Origin of the sequence: Edaphovirga cremea (genome assembly GCF_003332275.1) — a bacterium.
GTDB classification, from domain to species: Bacteria; Pseudomonadota; Gammaproteobacteria; order Enterobacterales; family Enterobacteriaceae; genus Edaphovirga; species Edaphovirga cremea.
On the sequence record NZ_QOVA01000006.1, the window covers coordinates 74,595 to 99,133 of the forward strand.

Sequence of the window (24,539 nt, forward strand, 5' to 3'; positions counted from 1 at the left end):
TCAGGCGTTACGCCGCAGTAACACCAGCACTTCGTAATGTGAGGTGTGCGGGAACATATCAAAAAGCTGAACTTTCTGAATTGAATATCCGCTCAGCAGCGCCAGATCCTTCGCCATACTTTCCGCATTGCAGCTCGAGTAGAGGATGTGCGGCGGTGCCATCGCCGCTAAATAATCACATAGGTCAGCACCAATTCCCCGGCGCGGTGGATTCACCAGCACCAGATCGGGCACCACCCCTTCAGCCGTCGCAAAACGGGTCGAGTCGAGAGCCTGAAAATCAACGTGCTTCAGCCCAAGCGTCAGCGCGGATTGGCGGGCACAGGCAATCGCTTCGGCATTGATTTCTATGCCCGTCAAATGCATCTCCGGCGTGGCGCAATGCAGCCCAAACCCGCCCACGCCGCAAAACAGATCCCACATGCTGGCGATGGACAACTGGCGCACCCATTCACGCGCCGTAGCGTAAAGAGACGCCGCCACCCGCGGATTGGTCTGGAAAAAACTCTGCGGACGGATATAAAGCGGAATCTGGTTGAACCGTTCTTCCAACGCCTGTTCTGGCGTCAGGGCGATTTCCGTTTCCCCTTCCAGAATCGCCATATGCACCGGTTGGATATTAACGGAAATCACTTTCAGTTGCGGAAGTTGCTGCTGCAACCAGGGCAAGGCCGCACGCAATTGCGCCAATTTAGTGGTGGAACGCAAGACAAAACGCAGCATCAGGCCGCCATCCAGCGTGCTTTCCGTCAGAAGCAGAAATTTAAGCTCACCGCGTTTACGCGCCACGTTATAAGGCGTCAGCCCCGCGCGGGCGATAAACATTTTGAGTTGATCAAACACCGGACCGAAAGACGCCGGATACAGCGGGCAAGCGCAGAGATCGACGGGCGTGCCATCGCGATGCAGCATACCCAACAGCGGGCGCTCAACGCTGCCGCTGACCACCATTTTGGCCTTATTGCGAAATGCCGTTTGCGCACCGGAAACCGGCGTTAACCATTCACCCACGACGTGGTCAGCCAGCAACTGTTGCAGGTGACTCTGTTTTTCGTCAAGTTGCCGATCGTAAGGCTTTTCCAGCCATTGGCAGGAACGGCAAGTGCCGGTTGTATACTGCACGCAATGCATCACAAATAACCGCTATAACCAAAATGAAAAATGAAGGGGCGAAATTGTACCACCGCGCATCAGCAAAGGCTTGTTCATCTTCGGCGGGAGAAGAACTGACGGCTGCTGGCAGGGAAATACAGCAGGAAGATCACCACAATATCAGGCAGTTTCTGCATCAGCAGTGCCTGAAGGAACTCGAATTGGGTTTCGGTTTCGATACTGAAAATCTTGGGGCCAAACCATTCAAACGATGCAAGAAGCATGTAGACAACCACGACGGCCTGACAACCGAGATACACCCAACGCCCCCAGTTTTTACCGCGCATAATCGCGTAGGCACAGTTGCACTCGATCAGGATAATCAGCAGGCTGGCCAATAAGATAAGCGTATTCAGCCATGTATCAGTACTGGCACGGACAAAATCCCCCACACCTGCACCACCCAACTCATCGAAGAGAAGGATAAACCCCAACAGACGCGTGGCGATAATCGCTGTCGCGCCAATCATCACCGGAACCGGTATAAAAGCCAACTGTCTCATTCTTCCCTGTTTACCTCATTAAAGCTTACCGGAACGCAAATAAAAGGTTTGACGCCGCAAAGCGCGGCGTCAAAAAAGGAAGAGTAGCAGTTTTCTTAAAAATCAGCCACGCGCTGCCTTTTGTAATTCGCGCGTTCGCTGCTTTTCCGAGCGGGCCATAAACCACCAGGCGATTAAGCCGATAATTCCCACCACCAGCAAAATCAATGACGCCAGCGCATTGATCTCTGGATTCACCCCCATACGCACACTTGAGAACACCAGCATTGGCAGCGTCGTTGCCCCCGGCCCCGAGACAAAACTGGCAATGACCAGATCGTCAAGAGAGAGCGTAAAGGCCAGCAACCAACCGGATACCAATGCCGGGGCAATCATCGGGACGGTGATCACGAAGAACACTTTCAGCGGCGTGGCACCCAGATCCATCGCCGCCTCTTCTATCGAGCGATCCAACTCGCGCAGTCGGGAGGAGATCACCACCGTGACATAGGCCGTACAGAATGTGACGTGCGCCAGCCATATTGTCAGCATGCCGCGTTCTGTCGGCCAGCCAATAGCGTGGCCCAATGCCACAAACAGCAGCAGGAGTGACAAACCGGTGATGACATCCGGCATAACCAGCGGCGCAGTCAGCATAAAGGCAAAACCGGTCGAGCCACGGAAACGGCCAAAACGCACCATCACCACGGCTGCAATGGTCCCCAGGATAACGGCCATGGTTGCCGCCGCCGCGGCGATGGTCAGGCTAAGCCCCACCGCACTGATCATGGCGCTGTCATGAAACAGCACCTTATACCAGCGCAAGGACCAACCCGCCCACACCGTCACCAGCTTTGAACTGTTGAATGAATAAATCACCAACATCAGCATCGGCGCATACAGGAAGGTGAAACTCAGCACCAGAATGACAATTCGCCACGGCGAACGAACTACCGGTAAATTATTCATTCGTCACCTGCCATCTCTTTGTTCTGATGCTTGTGGAACCACAATATCGGTACGATCAGCAACAGCAGCATGATGGTTGCCACCGCTGACGCCACCGGCCAGTCGCGATTATTGAAGAACTCTTGCCACAACACCCGGCCAATCATGATGCTGTCTGGCCCACCCAGCAGTTCAGGGATCACAAACTCGCCCACGGCAGGAATAAATACCAGCATCGATCCGGCAATGATTCCTCCCTTGGTCAACGGCACAATCACCCGGAAGAATGTTTTCAGTGGCCGTGCGCCCAAATCCAGCGAGGCTTCAACCAGTGAGTAATCCAAGCGGGTCAACGCGGTGTAAATCGGCAGCACCATGAACGGCAGATAGGAATAAACAATACCGATATACACCGCCAAATTGGTGTGCAAAATCACCAGAGGCTGATCTATCACCCCCAGCCACATCAGGAAGTTATTCAACACACCGTTGTTTTTCAGTATCCCCATCCACGCATAGACGCGGATCAGGAACGACGTCCACGACGGCAGTATCACCAGCAACAGCAGGATATTGCGCGTGGAGGCTTTGCTGTGCGCGACCGCCCAGGCCAGCGGATAGCCAATAATCAGGCAGCACAGCGTTGATACTGCGGCGATTTGCAACGATTGCAGATAGGCATCGACATACAGCGGATCGTCTGTCAGTTGCAGGTAGTTGGCCAGATTCAGTGCCACATTCAGCACACCATCAGCCCAGGTGACCAGATCGGTATACGGGGGTACGGCGCGAGCCATTTCGGCCAGACTGATTTTGAAGACAATCAGGAACGGCAGCATAAACAGCAACAGCAACCAGATCAGCGGCAACGCAATAACCAGCTTGCGGCCGTGAACCATTTGCAGGCGCTGAATCGCCGCTTTCAACGGCCCGACCGGTTTTTCGGCGGAAGGAGGCTGTTCAGATAATAGGGTCATGACGTTAACTCCCAGACTACACCGTTAACACCACACAGCTATCTGCATCCCAGCACAGGCGCACTTCATCGCCCCAGGTTGGCATGCCTTTACGATAGCGATGATCGTTTTGCAATTGTGCAGTGAGCATTTGACCGCTGTGTAATTTTACATGGTAGATCGACAGATCGCCGAGATAGGCGATGTGCACCACTTCACCGACCGCGAAGTTGCAACCGTCCTCCGGTGCCTCCTCACACAGGGTAATTTTCTCGGGGCGCAGCGCAATATAGACGGGAACGCCATCCACGACCGATGCATCCGGGTCCACTTTCAGCGCATGGCGTAAACCGGGGCTTTCGATGATCAGGGCGTCGTCGGTGCGCTCCTGCAATACGCCTTCAAAGACGTTGACCGACCCGATGAACTCGGCGCTGAAGCGGCTGTTGGGGTGCTCATAAATCTCTTCGGGTTCACCAATCTGCACAAATTTGCCGCGGTTCATGATGGCGATACGCCCGGCCATGGTCATCGCTTCTTCCTGATCGTGGGTGACCATCACGCAGGTCGCGCCGACACGTTCCAGAATATCCACCACTTCAAGCTGCATGCGGTCGCGCAATTTTTTATCCAGCGCCCCCATGGGTTCATCGAGCAGCAGCAACTTTGGCCGTTTGGCCAAACTGCGTGCCAATGCCACACGCTGGCGCTGACCCCCAGAAAGCTGATGGGGTTTACGCTTGGCAAATTCTTGCATATGGACCAGCGTCAACATTTCCGCGACCCGCGCCTTGATCTCGGCGCTGGGTAATTTGTCCTGCTTCAGGCCAAAGGCAATGTTTTGCTCCACCGTCATATGCGGGAAAAGTGCATAGGACTGGAACATCATATTGATAGGACGCTGATACGGCGGGACATTGGACATATCTTGCCCATCAAGGACAATCTGCCCCTGTGTCGGCTGTTCAAAACCTGCCAGCATGCGCAGTAACGTTGACTTCCCGCAGCCAGACGCGCCCAGCAAAGCAAAGATCTCGCCTTTATAGATCGTCAGGCTCACGTCGTCGACGGCAGCTTGTCCATCAAAGGATTTGGTTAAATTACGGATTTCAAGCAGAGGGGTAAATACCTTCTGCGACTTGGGTTGGGGACGGGGAATAACATCATTCACTCAGAGAACTCTCCGGCAAAAGCAGAACACGCTGCAACCCACGCGAGATCGCAGCACTCTCCAATAAGAATAACAGGCGGTTTAAAAACCGCCTGTCGATAAAAGACGCGTCAACGTGCCGGGTATATGGCTCCCCGGCACGGGCCGTCTGATTATTTACCGCTTTTCACTTTGGTCCAGGCGCGGGTGATCACCCGGTCGATTTTTGGTGTCTGCACGCTGAGCGTAAACATTTTCGCGCGTACATCAGCCGGCGGATAGATCCCCGGATTGTTGCGCACGTCTTCGTTCACCAGCGGCGTGGCCGCCTTGTTGGCGTTGGCGTAATAAACGGTATTACTGATGTTGGCAATCACTTCCGGCTTCATCAGATAGTTCAGGAACTGATAGGCTTCGTCAGTGTTTTTGGCATCGGACGGCAGCGCGAACACATCGAAGAAGGCCAGTGCGCCCTCTTTCGGGATGCTGTATGCCACGTTGACACCATTTTTGGCTTCTTTGGCACGGTTCGACGCTTGCATGACATCACCCGCCCAGCCGATCGCGACACAGATATCACCATTCGCCAGATCGTTGATGTACTGGGAAGAATGGAAATAACGAATATTCGGACGCAGTTTCAGCAGGAGATCGGTCGCCGGTCCGGTGTAGTCGTCAGCGTTGGTGCTGTTTGGATCCTTGCCAAGGTAATTCAGTACGGTAGCAAAAACTTCGGCTGGGGCATCGAGAACCGACACGCCGCAGCTCTTCAGTTTTTCCAGATTCTCTGGTTTCAGAATCAGATCCCAACTGTCGACCGGCGCATCTTTACCCAGCACGGCTTTCACCTTATCGACGTTATAGCCGATGCCGGTTGTTGCCCACAGGTAAGGAATGGCGTACTTGTTGTCGGGATCGTGTTTTGCCACCAGCGTCAGCAGTTCAGGATCCAGATTTTTATAGTTTGGCAACTTGCTCTTATCCAGCGGCTTGAATACGCCCGCTGAAATTTGGCGCTCCAGAAAACTCGCGGAAGGTACCACCAAATCAAAACCGGTACTGCCGGCCATTAATTTGCCTTCGAGGACCTCGTTGGAGTCAAAGACGTCATACACCACTTTAATGCCGGTTTCCTTTTGGAAATTGGCCAGAGTGTCTGGTGCGATATAATCAGACCAGTTGTAGACGTGCAGCGTTTTTTCTTCAGCAGACGCTGTGACGGACGCGGCCATCAACAAGCCGGCAACAACACCCGATAACCACGTTTTAAGATGGGTGAACATCCGTTACTACCTCCCAAACAGGGGTGAATCATAGAATTGAACTTGTATCTCAATAAGATACAAAACCTTTCCTGACTGAGCGCCATTGCCGCCAACCGACCTGCATAGCCATGCAGAAGTTTTGTCTGACAGAAAAATGCCAATAACCGGTTGGTTTTCCACGGGTATCATACGCCCTACGCAGAGTCAGAAGCATAACCTCAGTGAGGGGAATGCACCATAGCCTAGGTTAAAAAACGCCTTTTATCGATTTTTTATGCAGTTATTCTCTACGTGATCCGCCATTACCGCGATAAACGGCGAGAAATATCTGGCAATAGAGGGTAAAACGCAGAATAACTTAGCGTGAAAAAGAATAATGTGTTTGCCGCCGCGAAAGCGGCAAAGGGATCAATGCAGGATCGGGGAATTGTCAGTCACAGCGTTACTGTCGTCTTCTTCGCCAAGGAACAGCAGATCGTTGGCGCGCGCTTCAAGAATGATCATCGAAATCTGTTCTTCGCCTTGCTGCATAAACTGGCCAAACTGTTCCACCGTGATACCCACACTAATGGCGATCGACTGACAGACAATCAACTTCGGCAGATTATCATCCTGAATATCAATAAAGGCTTTGGCGGTCAGGGAACTGGCATTAATCTGGCTGAGATCGGCAAACAGCGGGATCAGAGCGGTGGGCTTTATTTCAGCTACAGCCGAGAACAAAATGACATTGTCGACCAGATCGATCTTGGCATCGAATACACCGTCGAAATTCTGCATATGTGGCAGATGAAGAGCCTGACAGGAATCACACTCAAAAAAGGAAATCCCCAGCTGATCCAGCCAGCGTCGCATCAACGCCAAATCAGGGACGATGAGTGAATCCATAATTATTCTGCCTCACGGGTTACGTTACATCGAAAAGTGGCATAGCTTACGGAATATTGCTGGCCAGCGCCACGATCAATAGTCAATTAGCGTAAAATAACGGACAGTGAATATTCCACATTGTGCATAAGGATTATACCGCGTAGGGAGTGAACTGTACGACCTTCTTTCACCCGGCGTAGAACCGCCGTCCAGTCCACAGTTCAGCGACAGAAAAGATATCGTGGTGTTCCAGAAGCACTACTATATATGCAGAAGTGGGAAGGATTCCAGAATTGCATGGCTTTGACGTTCAATATCAGTAAAAGCGCAGCACAGGCAAAAAAAACCGCTGCGATTACCGGCACTTGCGCGTGCAGCAATCAACAGCGGTGAGGCTATCGCGATCAGGCAGCGGTGTGACCCGCAGCGCCTCCCACCATATTTTTCAGATCTTTATCAACAAAGAACAGACCATTGCCGGTATCACTTACCAGCGCCAATTTATCCAGAACGGATTTGAACAGTTTTTCTTCTTCATGCTGTTCAGAGACATACCATTGCAGGAAATTAAATGTCGAGTAATCCTGTGTACTCATCGCCAGATGAGCCAGCTCGTTAATTTTGCTGGTGATCAGTTGCTCGTGTTCGTAGGTCAGTTTGAATACATCGGTCAGGGAACCAAATTCAACCGGCGGCGCGGCGATGGAACCCAGCAGCGGGAGTGCGCCAGTGTCGCTGACATAATCGAACAGACGCTGCATATGCTGCATCTCTTCCTGGGAATGTTCTTTAAGAAACGCCGCTGCGCCTTCAAAACCTTTGTCACTGCACCATGCGCTCATTTGCAGGTAAAGGTTAGCAGAATAGAACTCAAGATTAAGTTGCTCGTTGAGTTGTTGGATCATCTCTTTTTTTAACATATGCAGGCCCTTAAGCGTAAATGAAGGCAAAGTATTTGTTTGCTTTAGCGCATTATGCACAGCAAAACACAAAATAAAAACACTTCCTTCACATTAATATTCACAATAAACGAAATTGAATTTAACTGATTGATTATGTGGAATTTATTATATTTTCATTGTTGATAATAATAATGGTGTTGAGAATCATTAACAATCAAAAAATCAATATTAAAGCGAATGGTTCTTATTTGGCCAGACGGTGTGTTCTCATGCCAAAAATAGATTTAGAATATTATCAGACAATAATTTCCCTTTATTCCCACGTACCCTTTATTCCCAAGTAATAGTGGACCAGGAAAGACAGTCCCCATCTTGCCATTTGCAATGACATGCTTTACTTTTTGCAGCGTTGAACAGTGTAGCGGGAGCATAACAATGAGTCACAATTTAGCTGAATTGTCGAAAGAAGAGATGGACAAAATGAATGTCGATTTGGCGGCGTCAGGCATCGCTTTCAAGGAACGTTACAATATGCCGGTGATCCCTGAACTGATCGAACGCGAGCAACCGCAGCACCTGCGTGAATATTTCCGTGAGCGTGTGGCCTTTTATCGCCTCGAATCCAACAAATTCTCGCGCCTGCCTTATGAACCGAAAGTAAAATAATTGACCACCCGAAGCATCCGGTCAGGATGCCTCGGGTACCGTAATCAGGAGGCAAATTTGTCCGTTGCACGAATCAGGCAATCAAGAATTCCGGGTTCGTCAAATGAGTGTCCCGCCCCTTCAATAATGTTCAATTCCGCTTCAGGCCAGGCTTTTTTCAGATCCCAGGCATTCTGCACCTGGCACGCCATATCATAGCGACCATGCACGATAACGCCGGGAATGTGGCGTATTTTGCTGACATTTTGCAACAGTTGCCGATCATGTTCGAGGAAACCCATATGGGTAAAGTAGTGGTTCTCGATGCGGGCAAATGCCAGGGCAAAATCATCTTCACCAAACGAGGAAGAACTCGCCGCGGGTAGCAGGGTCACGGTCTCCCCTTCCCACAGGCTCCAGATTTTTGCCGCTTCAAGCTGAACCGCCGGATCGTCAGAAATCAGTCGTTTGCGGTAGGCCGCAATCACATCCTGACGTTCGTCTTCTGAAAGAATGGACAATACACGTTCCCACTTCTCAGGGAAGAAACGTGACGCACCGTCCTGATAATACCAAAGCAGCTCTTCTTTACGCAGCGTGAAAATGCCGCGCAGTACCAACTCACTCACGCGTGTGGGATGCGTTTCGGCATAAGCCAACGCCAATGTTGACCCCCATGAACCGCCAAAAACCAGCCACTTATCTACCTCTACCATCTCCCGCAGGCGTTCAATATCCTCCACGAGATGCCAGGTGGTATTGTTTTCAAGGCTGGCGTGCGGCTTTGAACGCCCACATCCGCGCTGATCAAACAACATAACGTCGTAACGTTGTGGGTCGAAAAGCTGACGGTGCACAGCCGAACAACCGCCCCCTGGCCCGCCATGAATAAAGAGCGCGGGTTTTCCTTGTGGATTTCCACTACGTTCCCAATAGACCTGATGGCCGTCACCCGTTTTAAGCCAGCCACTGGCATAGGCTGCCAATGGTGGATACAACCCTTTCAAATCTGACATTTTCTTCCTGCATCCAGGTCAGTAATTTACTTCATAAAAGCGGATTAATGCGCTCAGGTCAATTATTGAAATCATCAATAATTAAAAAAGATATAATAAGTTATATTAATTTATGCACACTGCCTGCGCTTTAACGGTTAATTATTAAGCGATACCGTCTCTCAGCATCCCACCGTCGTGCTTTCCACCTATTTTTCTTAACATTATTTGTTTAAATTACAAAACCTTACTTAAAAATGCGACGCTTACTATTGAAAATAAATCGCATTCAGTGATTAATAGAGACGCATACCAACCTAACCACCGGTACAGAGAGGTCAACCATGAGTAAGGGAATGGACAGCAAAAAAAATGCGAAGAAGAAACCATTGAAAACCCCAGCTGAAAAAAAAGCTGACAAACGCTCTAAAAAAGCGAATCCACAAGGGTAAGTAAGGCAACTTCGTCAGGTACTAAAACCCGCCAAGGCGGGTTTTTTGTTGGTTTCCCGTTGAGGATCTCCATCATGCAAGAGGTTGTGATTGCCGCGGCGCAATATTGCAGTGTGCCGGGAGATGTTGATCGTAATATTGTCCTTCATCGCGAATTTATTGCCACTGCCGTTCGTGAGAATGTTGACTTGCTGGTATTTCCTGAACTGTCGCTGACAGGCTACGAACTCAGTATCGCCCGTGAACAAGCATTGACGCTGCAAGATCCCCGTCTCGATGCTCTGCGCGCCGATGCCCGTACGCATCGTATGAATGTGGTATTGGGCGCCCCTCTGGCCGCTGGCAACGGTGAAACCTGTTATATCGGTGCCATTATCTTTACGGCCGATGGCACTCTCTACGCATATACCAAGCAGCATCTGCATGGTGAAGAAATCCATCTATTCAGCCGTGGAGAAGGTGGACCATTGCTTACAGTGCGACAGCACGCCGTGGGTTTGGCGATTTGTGCTGATATTAGCCATGCCGATCATCCCGCCAAGGCGGCACAGTCCGGCGCGTCGATCTATATTGCTGGCGTGTTGATTTCCCATGAGGGCTACCAACACGATACTTCAATGTTGCAAGGCTATGCCGGACAACATGGTATGGCAATTCTGATGGCAAACCATGGCGCGCCGACCGGTGGCTGGCAGCCTGCGGGTAAAAGTGCGTTATGGGATGAGCAGGGAGAACAGGTGATTGCCGCCCAGGAAGAAGGCAATGCATTGATCATCGGCAGGAAAAATCGACAGGGTTGGCACGGCAGTTTACATCCTTTATCCTGAGTAAAAGGTCATCAGTAAGGAGTTCCCATGACGTTGCGTGTGATTGATACGGAAACGTGTGGTTTAGAGGGCGGCGTGGTCGAAATCGCTTCCGTTGATGTCGTTGCCGGTGAGATCATCAATCCAATGAGTGATTTGATCAGCCCCGATCGCCCTATTGGTCTTGATGCAATGGCGATTCACCACATCACTGAAGAGATGGTGGAAGGCAAACCACGTATTGCTGTGGCGATCGGCAGATATCAGGGTAGTCCGTATTACGTTGCGCATAACGCCGCATTTGACCGGGCGATGCTGCCTGAAATGCGCGGCAGATGGATCTGTACGGTAAAACTGGCCAGAACGCTTTACCCCGACATTAAATACAGCAACCAATACCTGCGCCATGCGTTGAAGCTCGATGTGCAGGTTCCTGAGGGGCTTTACCCACATCGCGCCTTATATGATTGCTACGTCACTGCTGCCCTGTTGCAACGCATCATGCGTGATTCAGGTTGGGATGCGGAGAAAATGGTCGAGATCACCGAGCAACCGGTGCTGCTGCGTAACTTCAAATTTGGTAAGTACCGCGGGAAAAGTATCGCCAGCATAGCGACTGAAGATCCGGGTTATCTGCGGTGGATGCTGAAATCCATCGACGATCTCAGCCCGGATTTGCGCTACACGCTGAAGCACTATCTCTCATAAGTACTATCTCTCATAAGCACTAGCTTTCGTAAGCCCTGGCTTTCATAACCCCTTTTATCCAGACACACTGCCCGTGCAAAACTGCACGGGCATGTCGGTATTACGCTTTCTGCCCGGCGTCGAGCGTCAGAAGAAATGCATATTCCATCGCGATATCTTCATAAGCCTTAAAGCGGCCAGATTTCCCACCGTGACCGGCATCCATATCTGTATACATCAGGAGTTGGTTTTCATCCGTTTTCACATCACGAAGTTTCGCCACCCATTTGGCTGGCTCCCAATATTGCACCTGGGAGTCATGTAAACCGGTGGTGACCAGCATATGCGGATAGTTTTGCGCACTCACCCGATCGTACGGACTGTACTGTTTGATGTAGTCGTAATAGGCTTTGTCGTTGGGATTACCCCATTCGTCATATTCACCCGTCGTCAGCGGAATGGTCTCATCCAACATCGTCGTGATCACATCCACAAAGGGTACCTGGGCAACAATGCCGTGAAACAGTTCTGGAGCCTGATTGATGACTGCCCCCATCAACAATCCGCCAGCGCTGCCGCCCATGGCGTAGACCCGATCGGCCTGCCCGTACCCCTCCTTCACCAGATGTTCAGTCACATCGATAAAGTCATTGAACGTATTGAGTTTATTAAACAGTTTGCCGTCTTCGTACCATTGCTGGCCCAGTTCGCCACCACCGCGGATGTGCGCCAGGGCAAACACAAAACCACGATCCAGCAAGCTTAATCGGCTGGTGCTGAATGCAGGATCCATGCTGCTGCCGTAAGAGCCATAACCATAAACCATCAGCGGGTTATGGCCTTTTTCGAAGCTATCCCGATGATAAACCAGCGATACCGGCACCTTCACCCCATCGCGGGCGGTAATCCATAGGCGTTCACTGCGATAATTTTGCGCATCGAAGTTTTTGACTTCCTGCTGTTTCAGCAAAACGCGCTCACCCGTATTCATGTTTACTTCGAACATTGAACTCGGCGTGGTCATTGACGAATAGCCATAGCGCAGCAGGTCGGTATCAGGCTCAGGATTATATGCCAGCCAGGTGACGTACGTTGGATCGTCAAAGGTAATACCTTTCTCTTCACCGCTCTGCCAATGAATCTGGCGTAAATGAGTCAACCCTTCGCGGCGTTCTTCAACCACCAACCAATCGCGGAATACGCTGAAACCTTCGAGCATCACCTCTTGACGGGGGGCGATCAGTGTCTGCCACTGTGCTTCATCAATTTCCGCGCTTTTGTAGAGGCCAAAATTTTTGCCTTCACGATTCGAACGTATGTAGAAGTGCTGCTGATAGTGATCGACGGAATATTCATGATCGCGGCGGCGGGGAATAAATACCTGCGGCGGCGCATCCGGTCTTTCCGCATCGATCAACAGGATTTCTGAGGTGGTGGTACTGCTCAGATGAATGATGATGAATCGCTCCGACGTGGTCTTTTCCAGACCTACGTAGAAGGTGTCATCCAACTCTTGATAAATCAGCTGATCCTGAGCCGGATCGCTACCCAGCACATGGCGATAAACCTGATACGGCAACAACGTCTTTTCATGCTTGCGGACGTAGTACAGGGTCGATGAGTCATTTGCCCATTCGAAATTCCCGGAGGTATTGTTTAACACCTCTGACGCCCACTCGCTGCCGTCCACGGCTTTGAAGCGAATGTCATATTGCCGGCGGGACAAAAAGTCTTCCGCTACGGCCAGTTGGCGATTATCCGGGCTGACTTCAATGCCGCCCAGCGTGTAGAATTCGTGGCCTTCAGCGCGCGCATTGCCGTCCAGCAGTGTCTGCCAGTTCGCCGTTTCCTGTTCAGGTTGACGCAAATAAATGGCGTATTCGTTCCCCGGTTCATAGCGGGTTTGATAACGATAACCACGACGAATATAGGGAACCGATTGATCCTGCTGTGGAATACGATCGACCATCTCCTGATAAAGGGTTTCCCGCAGAGACTGGTAAGGTTTCATCTCTTGTTCAGTAAAGGCATTTTCTGCCGTGAGATACGCCAGTACGTCGGCATTCTCACGCTCATCGTCACGTAGCCAGTAATAATTATCTACCCGCGTCTCATTGTGAATCGTGATAGGAAAGGGGCGCTTTTCTGCTGTTGGTGCTTTTATCATTGCAAGATCCCTCCGCACTGGGTCAGTACGGCAAACGTGGCATAGTTGGGGTTAAAACAGGCTACACGCAGCATTATGGCGACGCGATAAGCAAGTATGGGTGACCCGCATGTAGAGTGCCTGAAGGTAAGAATTAACGCTTATCTGTTCAGACAGTTTGAGGTAGTTCAGCGTCCGACTCGTTTAACCGAGTCGATCCATTAGACGTTGCCATTCTGGGAGAAACTCTTCTCATCGGGCGCTGAGACCAAGATTTATAAAAGATAAAAGCGATACATCACAAATTCAAGTGACTGAAAACAAGATCACGGTGAAAACTGACTACTTAGGCTCGCTGTAACGGATTTCGCCCGTCTGGCAATTCAAGGTGACACTGTAACTCTTGTCCCCTTTGTCGCCCCGGACACTTAACGGTACCTGCCAGACATCATCTTTACCGGTAATGCTTTCCGGACTGATCCACACAATCGGCGTGGTCGTGCCCAAGAGTTGCTTATCAGATTCCCAACGCGTAATTCTGTTTTGTAAATAGTCCCGCTTGACTTGCGCGGCAACCCCTGAGGTATCCAGACCGACACACTGGCCGATTTTTGCCTCACGCTGTTCCGCCGCCTGCACGCTACTGAAGGCACTGGTGATAACCAGTGCCAATGCTGCCATGCTTAATCCTGTCGTCTTCATACTTTCTCCTGTCGTTATGTGCATATTCCTGACGCGTCTCGGCCAGAGATATACCCGTCATATTTCTCATTGCCTGTCCGCTGACTGCAACATGAGTCATTATGAGCATAACAAAATGATAACGAAAGTTATGATAAACGTTAACCAAGGATAAACTCAATCAGATAAAGTTGTTTAATACCGGGATAGATGTCCGCGATCACTTTCTTGAGTTCATCAAGCGACATGTTTTCCTGCTCGGCCTGTTTTTCTGTCAGATCGTCAAAGTCGATCGGCGTCACGGCCAGCACCTGGATATGACAAAAAAAGCCGTTGTCTTCATAGCGGGAAACACGCAGGGTCTCGCCGGGTTGGAAGTCAGCCTCGCTCGCATCCCGCAGCGTGATGGTTTTCCGTCCGGCAAGGATATCCGGCGCAAACCGACTGAAAAAAGTGATATCACGCATAGCGTTGGCATTCTCCCTGATAAAAGCTACGCACAATCAGGCAGCCTGATCGTCATCTGTGGTTTTGGCATCCGTGGTTTTGCGCCCGCGCCCTGCTTTTGCGACGGGTGCGTCGTCAGGTTGCTGCTCTGCCGCGATAACATTTTCCAATGTTCCACCGCGCAATAGCTGGCTGAGGGCATCTTTATGTTCCGCAAGGAAGAAACTCACGCTTTCACGCTGTGCTTCTTCAAGCTCCAGCGTCGAGTGCGACAACCACTCTGAGAGCGTATCCGCCAGATCCAACATCTTGTCGTAGGCATCAGCTTCTTTTTTGGTCGCGAAAGTCATTTTTTCCTCGCCGTTTCTTACCACCACATATTTCACTTCAACAGCCATGCGTGGGTTTCCTTTTGTGAATTTCATTACTGTTTATTTATACAGTATAAATGGTTTTTACAGCTCAGGGCAAGTGCTGTGGAATGAGGTAAATTGCCCTGAGCAAAAATGCGACTTTGTGGTTATTTAAGCAATCGAACTTTGCAATTTTTTCCCTTTATTTTGCCTTGTTGCAACTGCGATAACGCTTTTTTGGCGCTGGCCTTGCGGATCGCCACATAAGCATGCACCGGGAACATATCAATTTTGCCAACCTCAGCGGCGGTTAAACCCGCGTCGCCCGTCAGCGCACCCAGAATATCGCCAGGCCGGATTTTTGCCTTGCGGCCACCATCCAGACACAACGTAACCATCTCTGGCTCCAGCGCAACACGCGGACTTGCCAGCAGTTTTTCAGTTGTCTGCCATTTTGCCGGGAGTTGCAGATAATCTTCCAGGGCGTGTACGCGAACCATCTCCTGTGGTGTGGTGAAACTGATGGCCTTTCCACTCATTCCGGCGCGGCCTGTACGCCCGATACGGTGCACATGGACTTCTGGATCAAACGACAATTCATAGTTGACCACCAGCTCGAGATCTTTGATGTCCAGACCACGTGCCGCCACATCCGTCGCGACCAGAACGCGGCAACTGCGGTTGGAAAAACGAACCAGTACCTGATCGCGATCGCGCTGCTCAAGATCGCCATGCAGTGCCAATACGCTGATGCCCTGCCCGGCCAACGCTTCATAGACTTCCTGACAGTCACGTTTGGTATTGCAAAACACCACGCATGAGGCGGGTTGATAGTGGCTCAATGCCGCAACCAGCAACGGCAGCCGTTTTTCACGGGTCGTCTCAAAGAAAATCTGTTCGATGTCGTTTTGCTCGTCCTCACCGTCAATTTCCACGTCCAGCGGCTCGCGCTGAACACGGGCGCTGATGCGCGCAATACCTTCCGGATAGGTCGCGGAAAACAGCAGGGTCTGGCGTGAAGGCGGGGTATAGCTGATCACATCATCAATGGCTTCACTGAACCCCATATCGAGCATGCGGTCGGCTTCGTCCAGCACCAGAACGCGCAGATCTTCCAGCAACAGCGTACGCTTGCGAAGATGTTCCTGTACCCTTCCCGGTGTGCCCACAACGATGTGTGGCGGATGCACCAGCGAATCCAGTTGTGGCCCCATCGGTTGCCCACCGCACAGGGTCAGTATTTTGATGTTCTGCGTAAAACGAGCCAGCCTGCGCAGTTCTTTACTGACCTGATCGGCCAATTCACGCGTTGGGCAGAGGATCAGCGCCTGGGTCACGTATTGGCCGACGGCGATCTTGTCCAGCAATCCAATACCAAAAGCGGCTGTTTTACCGCTGCCGGTTTTTGCTTTTGCCCGGACGTCTTGTCCCAGCAGGATGGCAGGAAGCGTCGCCGCCTGAACCGGCGTCATGTGCGCGTAGCCCAGCTCGGCGAGATTGGATAATTGCTCTGCGGGAAGCGTCAGTGTCGAAAATGATGCCGGTGTCGAGAATGATTGTGTGCTCAAGGCGATAACTCTTATGGTGACAGAATGGGAAGCAGCGGAACCCAAGGTAAACGCTGTGTAATGCCCGGCATAATAGCAGAGAGCAGGTTTGACGTCTTAAACAGCGTGCGCCACCGCTAAAAAAGCCGGTTTTTTACGTCACACGCTAATGTTCCCACGATGAATTCCCCTTTGATTTCCCCAACTGCGCAATCGTTTTCGTTGCTGTTTTCCGCTATAATGCCGCCCGTTTATACATGCGATTTTCTCACATCTACTCAGGTACGAAATTATGTTAATGATTGGAACCGCCCTGCGCCCTGCCGCGACCCGCGTGATGCTCTTGGGTTCTGGCGAGTTGGGCAAAGAAGTGGCTATCGAGTGTCAACGTCTTGGGCTGGAAGTCATTGCCGTCGATCGCTATGCCGATGCACCGGCCATGCACGTTGCTCACCGCAGTCATGTGATCAATATGCTGGACGGCGACGCGCTGAAATCATTAATCGAGTTGGAGCGCCCGGATTTCATCGTTCCTGAAATAGAAGCCATCGCCACCGATATGCTGGTTGAACTGGAGCAACAGGGCCATAACGTGGTTCCCTGCGCGCAGGCGACCCGACTGACGATGAATCGCGAAGGAATACGTCGTCTGGCAGCAGAAACGCTGCAATTGCCTACGTCCAGCTACCGTTTTGCCGACAGTGAATCCGCTTTCCACCAAGCTGTGGCTGAAATTGGCTATCCCTGCATTATCAAACCCGTCATGAGCTCTTCGGGTAAAGGCCAGAGCCTGATTCGCAGCCAAGAGCAACTGCTTGACGCATGGAATTATGCGCAGCAAGGCGGACGGGCTGGCGGAGGAAAAGTCATTGTCGAAGGTCTGGTGCATTTCGATTTCGAGATCACGCTGTTGACGATCAGCGCCATCGACGGGATTCACTTCTGCGCGCCGATCGGCCACCGTCAGGAAGAGGGGGATTACCGCGAATCGTGGCAACCGCAGCAGATGAGCGATCTGGCGCTGGCACGGGCGCAGGAAATTGCCGCGCAGGTGGTCACTGCGCTGAGTGGTCATGGTCTGTTTGGTGTGGAGCTGTTTGTGTGTGGTGATGACGTGATATTCAGCGAAGTTTCACCGCGCCCACACGATACCGGCATGGTGACGCTGATCTCGCAGGATCTGTCAGAGTTTGCCCTGCATGTTCGCGCCTTCCTCGGCCTGCCGATAGGAAAAATCCGCCAGTTTGGCCCATCCGCTTCGGCGGTGATTCTGCCCGAGCTGACCAGTTCGAATATTCAATTCAGTGGTCTTGAAAACGCGCTTACGGGTTACAACCAGCTGCGACTGTTTGGCAAACCCGAGATTGCAGGAAAGCGTCGACTGGGTGTGGCGCTGGCGATTGCTGACAGCGTTGAGCACGCAGTGGAAGATGCCAAACAGGCGGCGGCATCAGTGACCGTCACTGGTTAAGCGGTTTGCGGATAAAAACGATCTGCTGATAAAAACAATCTGCTGATAAAAACAGGCATTCCGATAAAAACATTCAGGGCGCAAATTATTTTGCGCCCTGAATTATCGTGCATTGGCTGAGACGGGTGTTATTCGTCGTCATCATCATCAAACAGCACCGTAACCCGATCGTCCTTGTGCAAGGTGCGAATCTCTTCGGCAACGGTAGCGATCGCTTCTCCGCTGCTCATCCCCTGTTCCATCAAATGGTGAATTCGGTCGGCAGCGTCTTGCTGCTCCTGATGCGAAAGTGAAGGCATACCGGCTAGCATTGAGCATCTCCTACTGTAAGGTCGGCCAGTATACCCGCTATTGGCAAAATGGCCTACTGTCCCCGCAACGCCAAAACTATGTTAGTCTGTTTACCCTGTACTGCCGCAGCGCAACGTCTCTTTTACACTGGTTATCCGAGAAGATTTATCAACAGCATGCACGCACATATTCCGGTTTTTCGCTCTCTTCCTTATTGTTCCGATATTCTCCTTAGCCGTTTTGCGGCCATCTCTTCGCTGCCCTGGGCGATGTTGCTCCACTCGGGCCACGCTGAACATTCACACAACCGGTTTGACATTCTGGTCGCCGATCCGCGAATAACGCTGACCGTTCACGGTCAGACCAGCACGATTGATGACAGCAGCGGCAAACAACTCAGCGACGCCGATCCTTTTGCGCTATTACAGCAACAGCTCGATAAACTGGATATCACCAGCGATCCGCATAAGGATCTGCCTTTTCTGGGGGGCGCACTGGGCCTGTTTGGTTACGATCTGGCCCGTCGGGTTGAGCGGCTCCCCGAATATGCGCAGCAGGATATTCACGCGCCGGATATGGCTGTGGGTTTCTACGACTGGGCGTTGATCGCCGATCACCACCTGCAGCGCCTGACCCTGGTTTGCCATGGCGATATCGAGCAGCGCCTGGCGTGGCTGGAGAGCCATGCATCGGCGGCAGAACCCGCTGACTTTGCGCTGGACAGCGCATGGTTGCCCAATATGAATCGTCAGGAGTATGGCGAAAAATTCCGTCAGGTTCAGGCCTGGCTACACAGCGGTGATTGCTACCAGATCAATCTGGCGCAGCGCTTTTGCGCGCAGTACCATGGCGATGAATGGCAAGCATTCCTGCGCCTCAGCGCCAGCAATCGCGCCCCCTTCTCCGCTTTTCTGCGCCTGCCGGAAAACGCCGTCATCTGTGTTTCCCCGGAACGTTTTCTCTGGTTGGAAAATCATCAGGTACAAACCCGCCCCATCAAAGGCACTTTACCCCGTCTGGCTGATGCGCAAGCCGACGCGGCGCAGGCAGCCAAACTGGCAGCCTCCGAAAAAGATCGAGCCGAAAACCTGATGATTGTCGATTTATTGCGCAATGACATTGGTCGCGTGGCTGTTCCAGGCACTGTACGTGTGCCAGAATTATTTGTTGTCGAACCTTTTCCGGCGGTTCACCATTTGGTAAGTACCATCACGGCAACACTGCCCGACAACTGTCACGCCAGTCAATTGCTGCGGGCCTGTTTCCCTGGCGGCTCAATCACCGGCGCCCCCAAAGTCCGGGCGATGGAGATTATCGAACAGCTCGAACCACAGCGGCGCAATGCCTACTGCGGCAGTATCGGTTACATCAGCGCCTGTGGCACTATGGATACCAACATCACCATTCGCACACTGTTAACTGAGCGTGGCAAAATTTACTGCTGGGCCGGTGGTGGTATTGTCGCAGACAGTGAAGAAGACGCGGAATATCAGGAAACCTTTGATAAAGTTGCGCGGATTTTACCGCTGTTGGCTCCGCAAACATCTGGAGAGTCCACATCCTCATGAGTATGGCAAACACCGATTTTTCACTGAACGATTTCATCACCCGCTTTCAGTTGCAACAGCCCATTCGCAGCGTGATTTCACATAACGCCCGCCAGGCTGCTGTGCTGATACCAATAATCTGCCGTGATGAACCGACGCTGCTGCTGACTCGGCGGTCAGATGGCCTGCGCAAGCATGCTGGGCAGGTGGCCTTCCCCGGCGGTATGGCCGACAAAGAAGACGGTTCATTGATCGTTACGGCTCTGCGTGAAGCGCAGGAAGAAGTCGCGATCCCACCGCAGAAAGTGCGGGTGATCGGCACGTTGCCGCCCATTGACAGCAGTACCGGATTCCAGGTGACCCCCGTTATTGGTCTGATTCCTTGTGATACGCAATTCTTCGCCAATGAAGATGAAGTCGCGGATCTGTTTGAAATGCCACTGCAGGAAGCGCTGCGTCTTTCCCGCTACACCGCGCTGGATATTGAAAGACGCGGCATACACCATCGGATCTATCTGAGCTGGTACCAACAGCAGTTTGTCTGGGGCCTGACTGCCGGAATCATCCGTCAGCTCTCCATGCACGTCGCTTAGGCAGTGAAATAAGACAAAAATCAACCAATAACCAGTATTCGATAAGGTGTATTCACTGTTTTCCCCTATTTATCTCTGCTAAAATACCTATATAGCGATCCTCATCACCGTATTTTTTACCTTTTTTCGTTACTCTTTGTGCCAATCGGTCTTGACCACCTCTGGGCGTGGTCTGAAAAGACCTTTCAGCGGCAGCATAATGGGCTTTCGGATAAAAAATCATCAGGCGTAAAGAATTAATACTGAGGATCAACGTCAGCTCTCCCTATTCTGATTCAGCAACTGGCATGAAATAAATTGTTCTCAGCCATTAGTTAATGTCATGTGAAAAAGAGGATCTTTACGGAGCCTCCCAACTACAATAACAGTCAATACCTGTGCTTATTTTTTGCACAGCAGCAGCCTCAAGGAGTTATAGCGTGATTAGCGTTTTCGACATGTTCAAGATCGGTATTGGCCCGTCGAGTTCCCACACAGTTGGGCCGATGAAAGCCGGCAAACAATTTGTCGACGATTTGGTAAATCAAGGGCTTATGTCCTCGATCACGCGGGTAGCGGTAGATGTCTACGGCTCCCTGTCATTGACCGGCAAAGGTCACCATACCGACATCGCGATTATTCTTGGTCTGGCGGGCAATATGCCCGATACCGTTGAAATTGATGCCATACCTGAATTCATCCGTGATGTGGAGAATCGTCAGCGCTTGCTGCTGGCGAACGGACAGCACGAAGTCGACTTCCCGCGCGACAGCGGCATGATTTTCCGCAGCGGCAACCTGCCGCTGCATGAAAACGGCATGCAAATCCATGCATTTGCTGGCGACAAGAAAGTGTTCAGCAAAACCTATTATTCCATCGGCGGTGGTTTCATCGTGGATGAAGAGCATTTTGGTAAAGCAGAAGAGACGGACGTTAACGTGCCGTATGCCTTCAACTCGGCGAAAGAGATGCTCGCCCATTGCAAGCAAACCGGCTTGTCACTGTCTGGTATGGTGATGAAAAACGAGCTGGCGCTGCACAGTAAAGCTGAAATCGAGGTCTATTTCGGCAATATCTGGAAAACCATGCGTGCCTGTATCGATCGTGGCCTGAACACCGAAGGCGTGCTGCCGGGGCCGTTGCGGGTGCCGCGTCGTGCCTCAGCCCTGCGCCGTCTGCTGGTGTCGTCAGACAAACTCTCCAGCGATCCGATGAATGTTATTGACTGGGTCAACATGTATGCCCTGGCCGTCAACGAGGAAAATGCGGCCGGTGGCCGTGTCGTGACTGCGCCCACCAACGGTGCATGCGGGATTGTTCCAGCCGTGCTTGCGTACTACGACCATTTCATTGAGTCGGTCTCACCCGATATCTATATTCGTTATTTTCTGGCCTCCGGTGCCATCGGTACCTTGTACAAAATGAATGCGTCAATCTCTGGCGCAGAAGTCGGTTGTCAGGGTGAAGTTGGCGTCGCGTGTTCCATGGCGGCCGCAGGCTTGGCCGAACTGCTTGGCGGCAGTCCAGAGCAAGTCTGTATCGCAGCAGAGATCGGGATGGAACATAATCTGGGTCTGACGTGCGATCCGGTCGCTGGTCAGGTTCAGGTGCCGTGCATTGAACGCAATGCCATCGCCTCTGTAAAAGCGATTAACAGCGCGCGAATGGCGTTGCGTCGTACCAGTGAACCTCGCGTATCTCTTGATAAGGTCATAGAAACCATGTACGAAACGGGCAAAGACATGAACGCGAAATATCGCGAGACGTCGCGTGGGGGTTTGGCCATCAAGGTCCAGTGCGACTAAATACCCGGCGTACTTGGCGTTGCAGCGTTGTTAGCGGCACTCGCTCACCCGAATCACTGACTGATGTCAGCTCATCGGGATTCGTGCGTTTGCTGCCTAGCTGCAACGCCAATTACTTGGGTATTTGCCGATATAACGTTGCCGCACAATTAACTGCTCTCACTTACCCGAATCACTGACTGATGTCAGCTCATCGGGATTCGTGCGTTTGCTGCCTGGCTGCAACGCCAATTACTTGGGTATTTGCCGATATAACGTTGCCGCACAATTAACCGCTCTCACTTACCCGAATCACTGACTGATGTCAGCTCATCGGGATTCGTGCGTTTGCTGCCTGGCTGCAACGCCAATTACTTGGGTATTTCTTGCTAGGATGACGTTGCAGCGCCGTTTGCTGCAACGTTACCTGCCCAGCAAAATGGGTCTTTTACTTTTCATTCATCCGCATAAAAATTCAGCAACTCGCTGCTATCCTTCATTTATTTTTCACTGTTAACTTCTTGGGTATTGCTAAAACACGCAAAAATGCTGCATGCTGCTTTTGACCGTTCAGTACTGCTTATTCATCTTTCCTGTTACTTGTTTAATTCACGCTATGATCTACATACCCGTCATGCATTCAAAATGCTGGGCAGTAGACTGTGACCCGGAATATTTTGGGTAGTAAAGGAGTAGCACCAACACGCAGACGTAATTTGCATCTAATATCATAAACATGGAGATTTAACCCGTTTGCGGTTATCTGCACCCAATTGAAAGGATTGGCACTATGCTGATGTCCAACCAGGCCGTTGCAAAATACCGCTATTATCGCTGGGCATTGGCAATTGGCGTGGGTTTACTGACACTGATAATCACCCTGGCCCTGCGTTTTTACGAAGAAACGAAGAACATTAAAAACATGCAGCACCAGATTGCCCTACATACTGTCGACAAATTGGACAAGCTCCTGGCACCCGTCGATCGTATTCCTTTTGCCTATGATAATTACTACGGTATGGACTGCGATCAAATTCAGCCACAGCTTCGCCAGCAAGTCGCCAGGCTACAGACGCTGCGTTCAATCACCGTGGTTAAAGATGGTATTATTACCTGCTCCAGTCTGAACGGTGACATCGGGAAAGATTTCAATCAAACACTGCCCGAACTGCAAAGCGGCAATAACCGGTTGGCGTTGCGCACGGCGACAACAATAAAGAAAGGCGCACCACTGCTCATGTTATGGAAACCCTTGGGGAGCGATAATTCCAATGGTCGACTGTATATTTTCAATATCGAATTATTGTCAGATTTTCTGCTTGAGCCCAAACTTCCGTTTGCAGAGCAGGTGAAGTTGAACGTGATGAACAGCAGTCTTGAATACGCCAACCATCAGGTTTTGACCAGCCCAGAAACTCTCTCACCGCAAGTTGTCCATCATTCATCACTTTATCCTTACTCCATTTCCATCTTCGGTCCCACCGCCTCCTCATTGGCGCTGTCCCAGTTGTCAGAACACCTGGCGCTTTCGATGCTGCTGAGTCTGTTGGCGGCGACAGCGATTTATCTGGTCGCTGGCAGCAGGATGAGTCTGGCGCATCCCATCAGCCATGCGATAGCACAACGTGAATTTGAGGTTTTCTGCCAACCCATAATCCAGAGCCAAAGTGGCAGATGCATTGGTGTCGAAACCCTGATGCGCTGGAAAAGTCGCCGACATGGTTGGGTACCGCCGGATATTTTCATTCCGCTGGCCGAACAACACGGGCTGATTATTCCGCTGACTCGCTACCTCATGAAAAATGTGGCCGAAAATCTGCTGCTCTTTCCACAGACGCCAGAATTTTACGTCGGCATAAATGTCGCCGCGCAACATTTCACCGACCAGCGCATTCTTGAGGATGTGCGCAGCATTTGGCTGCCCGCCAAGCCGATTGTTTCGTTGATGCTCGAACTGACGGAACGGACCACGCTGGGGAATATCGATTCCGAGCAAATCCATCAGCTCAAACAGCTCGGCATTTTATTGGCAATAGACGATTTTGGCACTGGCCATAACTCGCTGAGCTACCTGAAAACATTGAACCCGGACGTGCTGAAAATCGATCAGGCGTTTACTGCCGCGATTGGCACGGACGCAGTCAATGCAACAGTGACCGACACCATTATCACTTTGGCGCATCGCTTGAAATTGAAACTGGTTGCTGAAGGGGTGGAGACCGCAGAACAGGCTAATTATTTGCGGGAACGGGAAGTCAACGCATTACAGGGCTACTATTTCGCCAGACCCATGTCGATGCAATTCTTCCCTACCTGGCTTGAAAGTTACGAGCGGGAGAACCGTTTCAAGGCTGGTAAACCGTGGATCGAAGCCGATCCACGGTAATTTG

Annotated in this window: 24 protein-coding genes; 8 read left to right on the forward strand and 16 right to left on the reverse strand. The window is 51.3% G+C overall.

The window, feature by feature from the left end:
- From rlmC to ftnA, 8 genes are all read right to left on the reverse strand, one after another.
- Complete coding sequence (gene rlmC, locus DRI82_RS10555) at positions 1 to 1,131, reverse strand: 23S rRNA (uracil(747)-C(5))-methyltransferase RlmC (RefSeq protein ID WP_114193460.1); 1,131 nt, start codon at positions 1,129 to 1,131, stop codon at positions 1 to 3.
- A 74-nt stretch (positions 1,132 to 1,205) separates the two neighbouring features.
- Entirely contained in the window at positions 1,206 to 1,655 is a 450-nt protein-coding gene (locus tag DRI82_RS10560; protein WP_114193461.1) for a YbjO family protein, read from the reverse strand.
- A gap of 102 nt (positions 1,656 to 1,757) precedes the next feature.
- The gene (gene potI / locus DRI82_RS10565; protein WP_114193462.1) at positions 1,758 to 2,603 is read right to left on the reverse strand and encodes a putrescine ABC transporter permease PotI; all 846 of its coding nucleotides are present in this window, start codon (positions 2,601 to 2,603) and stop codon (positions 1,758 to 1,760) included.
- Entirely contained in the window at positions 2,600 to 3,559 is a 960-nt protein-coding gene (gene potH / locus DRI82_RS10570) for a putrescine ABC transporter permease PotH (protein WP_114193463.1), read from the reverse strand. Before potH ends, potI begins: the two co-directional genes overlap by 4 nt.
- Before the next feature lie 16 nt (positions 3,560 to 3,575).
- Complete coding sequence (gene potG / locus DRI82_RS10575; RefSeq protein WP_114193464.1) at positions 3,576 to 4,709, reverse strand: putrescine ABC transporter ATP-binding subunit PotG; 1,134 nt, start codon at positions 4,707 to 4,709, stop codon at positions 3,576 to 3,578.
- 152 nt (positions 4,710 to 4,861) lie between these two features.
- A complete protein-coding gene (gene potF, locus DRI82_RS10580; protein ID WP_114193465.1) occupies positions 4,862 to 5,971 on the reverse strand; it encodes a spermidine/putrescine ABC transporter substrate-binding protein PotF in 1,110 nt (369 codons plus the stop codon).
- Positions 5,972 to 6,361: 390 nt separating this feature from the next.
- A complete protein-coding gene (locus tag DRI82_RS10585) occupies positions 6,362 to 6,841 on the reverse strand; it encodes a type III secretion system chaperone family protein (protein WP_114193466.1) in 480 nt (159 codons plus the stop codon).
- 386 nt (positions 6,842 to 7,227) lie between these two features.
- Positions 7,228 to 7,743 (reverse strand): non-heme ferritin, encoded by a 516-nt coding sequence (gene ftnA, locus DRI82_RS10590; RefSeq protein ID WP_114193467.1) that lies wholly within the window; start codon positions 7,741 to 7,743, stop codon positions 7,228 to 7,230.
- A gap of 417 nt (positions 7,744 to 8,160) precedes the next feature.
- On the opposite strand from ftnA, the gene DRI82_RS10595 reads away from it, so the two are divergent.
- On the forward strand, positions 8,161 to 8,391 hold the full coding sequence (locus DRI82_RS10595) for a DNA polymerase III subunit theta (RefSeq protein ID WP_114193468.1): 231 nt from the start codon (positions 8,161 to 8,163) through the stop codon (positions 8,389 to 8,391).
- 44 nt (positions 8,392 to 8,435) lie between these two features.
- Here DRI82_RS10595 and pip read toward each other — a convergent pair whose 3' ends face one another.
- Positions 8,436 to 9,386 (reverse strand): prolyl aminopeptidase, encoded by a 951-nt coding sequence (gene pip / locus DRI82_RS10600; protein WP_114193469.1) that lies wholly within the window; start codon positions 9,384 to 9,386, stop codon positions 8,436 to 8,438.
- A 505-nt stretch (positions 9,387 to 9,891) separates the two neighbouring features.
- Here pip and DRI82_RS10605 point away from each other — a divergent pair.
- Both DRI82_RS10605 and exoX read left to right on the forward strand, forming a co-directional pair.
- Positions 9,892 to 10,644: a carbon-nitrogen hydrolase family protein gene (locus DRI82_RS10605; protein WP_114193470.1), complete on the forward strand. Its 753-nt coding sequence runs from the start codon at positions 9,892 to 9,894 to the stop codon at positions 10,642 to 10,644.
- A gap of 27 nt (positions 10,645 to 10,671) precedes the next feature.
- Complete coding sequence (gene exoX / locus DRI82_RS10610; protein WP_114193471.1) at positions 10,672 to 11,331, forward strand: exodeoxyribonuclease X; 660 nt, start codon at positions 10,672 to 10,674, stop codon at positions 11,329 to 11,331.
- Positions 11,332 to 11,431: 100 nt separating this feature from the next.
- On the opposite strand, the gene DRI82_RS10615 is transcribed toward exoX, so the two are convergent.
- The 5 genes from DRI82_RS10615 to dbpA form a co-directional block, all read right to left on the reverse strand.
- Positions 11,432 to 13,477: a S9 family peptidase gene (locus tag DRI82_RS10615; RefSeq protein ID WP_114193472.1), complete on the reverse strand. Its 2,046-nt coding sequence runs from the start codon at positions 13,475 to 13,477 to the stop codon at positions 11,432 to 11,434.
- 321 nt (positions 13,478 to 13,798) lie between these two features.
- Entirely contained in the window at positions 13,799 to 14,158 is a 360-nt protein-coding gene (gene yebF, locus DRI82_RS10620; RefSeq protein ID WP_114193473.1) for a protein YebF, read from the reverse strand.
- Between the two features lie 140 nt (positions 14,159 to 14,298).
- Positions 14,299 to 14,604, reverse strand: a complete 306-nt coding sequence (gene yqfB / locus DRI82_RS10625) for a N(4)-acetylcytidine aminohydrolase (protein WP_114193474.1) — start codon at positions 14,602 to 14,604, stop codon at positions 14,299 to 14,301.
- Positions 14,605 to 14,640: 36 nt separating this feature from the next.
- Complete coding sequence (locus tag DRI82_RS10630) at positions 14,641 to 14,982, reverse strand: YebG family protein (RefSeq protein ID WP_114193475.1); 342 nt, start codon at positions 14,980 to 14,982, stop codon at positions 14,641 to 14,643.
- Between the two features lie 122 nt (positions 14,983 to 15,104).
- Positions 15,105 to 16,505, reverse strand: coding sequence for an ATP-dependent RNA helicase DbpA (gene dbpA / locus DRI82_RS10635; RefSeq protein ID WP_114193476.1), 1,401 nt, complete (start codon positions 16,503 to 16,505; stop codon positions 15,105 to 15,107).
- Positions 16,506 to 16,776: 271 nt separating this feature from the next.
- Here dbpA and purT point away from each other — a divergent pair, with 271 nt between their 5' ends.
- Positions 16,777 to 17,955 carry a formate-dependent phosphoribosylglycinamide formyltransferase gene (gene purT / locus DRI82_RS10640; protein WP_114193477.1) on the forward strand — a complete coding sequence of 393 codons (1,179 nt, stop codon included), beginning with the start codon at positions 16,777 to 16,779 and terminating at the stop codon, positions 17,953 to 17,955.
- A 128-nt stretch (positions 17,956 to 18,083) separates the two neighbouring features.
- Here the strand turns inward: purT and DRI82_RS10645 are convergent, their stop codons facing one another.
- Positions 18,084 to 18,266 (reverse strand): YoaH family protein, encoded by a 183-nt coding sequence (locus DRI82_RS10645; protein ID WP_114193478.1) that lies wholly within the window; start codon positions 18,264 to 18,266, stop codon positions 18,084 to 18,086.
- A 156-nt stretch (positions 18,267 to 18,422) separates the two neighbouring features.
- Here DRI82_RS10645 and pabB point away from each other — a divergent pair, with 156 nt between their 5' ends.
- Both pabB and DRI82_RS10655 read left to right on the forward strand, forming a co-directional pair.
- Positions 18,423 to 19,814 carry an aminodeoxychorismate synthase component 1 gene (pabB, locus tag DRI82_RS10650; protein WP_114193479.1) on the forward strand — a complete coding sequence of 464 codons (1,392 nt, stop codon included), beginning with the start codon at positions 18,423 to 18,425 and terminating at the stop codon, positions 19,812 to 19,814.
- Positions 19,815 to 19,816: 2 nt separating this feature from the next.
- Positions 19,817 to 20,386 carry a CoA pyrophosphatase gene (locus DRI82_RS10655; RefSeq protein ID WP_425452647.1) on the forward strand — a complete coding sequence of 190 codons (570 nt, stop codon included), beginning with the start codon at positions 19,817 to 19,819 and terminating at the stop codon, positions 20,384 to 20,386.
- Positions 20,387 to 20,438: 52 nt separating this feature from the next.
- On the opposite strand, the gene DRI82_RS10660 is transcribed toward DRI82_RS10655, so the two are convergent.
- Entirely contained in the window at positions 20,439 to 20,639 is a 201-nt protein-coding gene (locus DRI82_RS10660) for a hypothetical protein (RefSeq protein ID WP_114193481.1), read from the reverse strand.
- 166 nt (positions 20,640 to 20,805) lie between these two features.
- Between DRI82_RS10660 and sdaA the strand changes: the two genes are divergently transcribed.
- The gene (gene sdaA, locus DRI82_RS10665) at positions 20,806 to 22,170 is read left to right on the forward strand and encodes an L-serine ammonia-lyase (protein ID WP_114193482.1); all 1,365 of its coding nucleotides are present in this window, start codon (positions 20,806 to 20,808) and stop codon (positions 22,168 to 22,170) included.
- A 769-nt stretch (positions 22,171 to 22,939) separates the two neighbouring features.
- A complete protein-coding gene (locus tag DRI82_RS10675; RefSeq protein WP_114193484.1) occupies positions 22,940 to 24,535 on the forward strand; it encodes an EAL domain-containing protein in 1,596 nt (531 codons plus the stop codon).
- The last annotated feature ends 4 nt before the right edge of the window (positions 24,536 to 24,539 follow it).

Excerpts from the sequence above, each read along its gene's own strand:
- ftnA (WP_114193467.1), bottom strand. The coding sequence starts at position 7,743 with ATGTTAAAAAAAGAGATGATCCAACAACTCAACGAGCAACTTAATCTT.
- DRI82_RS10630 (WP_114193475.1), bottom strand. The coding sequence starts at position 14,982 with ATGGCTGTTGAAGTGAAATATGTGGTGGTAAGAAACGGCGAGGAAAAA.
- purT (WP_114193477.1), top strand. The coding sequence starts at position 16,777 with ATGTTAATGATTGGAACCGCCCTGCGCCCTGCCGCGACCCGCGTGATG.
- potH (WP_114193463.1), bottom strand. The coding sequence starts at position 3,559 with ATGACCCTATTATCTGAACAGCCTCCTTCCGCCGAAAAACCGGTCGGG.
- DRI82_RS10585 (WP_114193466.1), bottom strand. The coding sequence starts at position 6,841 with ATGGATTCACTCATCGTCCCTGATTTGGCGTTGATGCGACGCTGGCTG.
- potF (WP_114193465.1), bottom strand. The coding sequence starts at position 5,971 with ATGTTCACCCATCTTAAAACGTGGTTATCGGGTGTTGTTGCCGGCTTG.
- rlmC (WP_114193460.1), bottom strand. The coding sequence starts at position 1,131 with ATGCATTGCGTGCAGTATACAACCGGCACTTGCCGTTCCTGCCAATGG.
- DRI82_RS10675 (WP_114193484.1), top strand. The coding sequence starts at position 22,940 with ATGCTGATGTCCAACCAGGCCGTTGCAAAATACCGCTATTATCGCTGG.
- yqfB (WP_114193474.1), bottom strand. The coding sequence starts at position 14,604 with ATGCGTGATATCACTTTTTTCAGTCGGTTTGCGCCGGATATCCTTGCC.
- yebF (WP_114193473.1), bottom strand. The coding sequence starts at position 14,158 with ATGAAGACGACAGGATTAAGCATGGCAGCATTGGCACTGGTTATCACC.
- pip (WP_114193469.1), bottom strand. The coding sequence starts at position 9,386 with ATGTCAGATTTGAAAGGGTTGTATCCACCATTGGCAGCCTATGCCAGT.
- potI (WP_114193462.1), bottom strand. The coding sequence starts at position 2,603 with ATGAATAATTTACCGGTAGTTCGTTCGCCGTGGCGAATTGTCATTCTG.
- DRI82_RS10595 (WP_114193468.1), top strand. The coding sequence starts at position 8,161 with ATGAGTCACAATTTAGCTGAATTGTCGAAAGAAGAGATGGACAAAATG.
- DRI82_RS10655 (WP_425452647.1), top strand. The coding sequence starts at position 19,817 with ATGGCAAACACCGATTTTTCACTGAACGATTTCATCACCCGCTTTCAG.
- exoX (WP_114193471.1), top strand. The coding sequence starts at position 10,672 with ATGACGTTGCGTGTGATTGATACGGAAACGTGTGGTTTAGAGGGCGGC.
- DRI82_RS10645 (WP_114193478.1), bottom strand. The coding sequence starts at position 18,266 with ATGCTAGCCGGTATGCCTTCACTTTCGCATCAGGAGCAGCAAGACGCT.
- DRI82_RS10560 (WP_114193461.1), bottom strand. The coding sequence starts at position 1,655 with ATGAGACAGTTGGCTTTTATACCGGTTCCGGTGATGATTGGCGCGACA.
- pabB (WP_114193479.1), top strand. The coding sequence starts at position 18,423 with ATGCACGCACATATTCCGGTTTTTCGCTCTCTTCCTTATTGTTCCGAT.
- DRI82_RS10615 (WP_114193472.1), bottom strand. The coding sequence starts at position 13,477 with ATGATAAAAGCACCAACAGCAGAAAAGCGCCCCTTTCCTATCACGATT.
- DRI82_RS10605 (WP_114193470.1), top strand. The coding sequence starts at position 9,892 with ATGCAAGAGGTTGTGATTGCCGCGGCGCAATATTGCAGTGTGCCGGGA.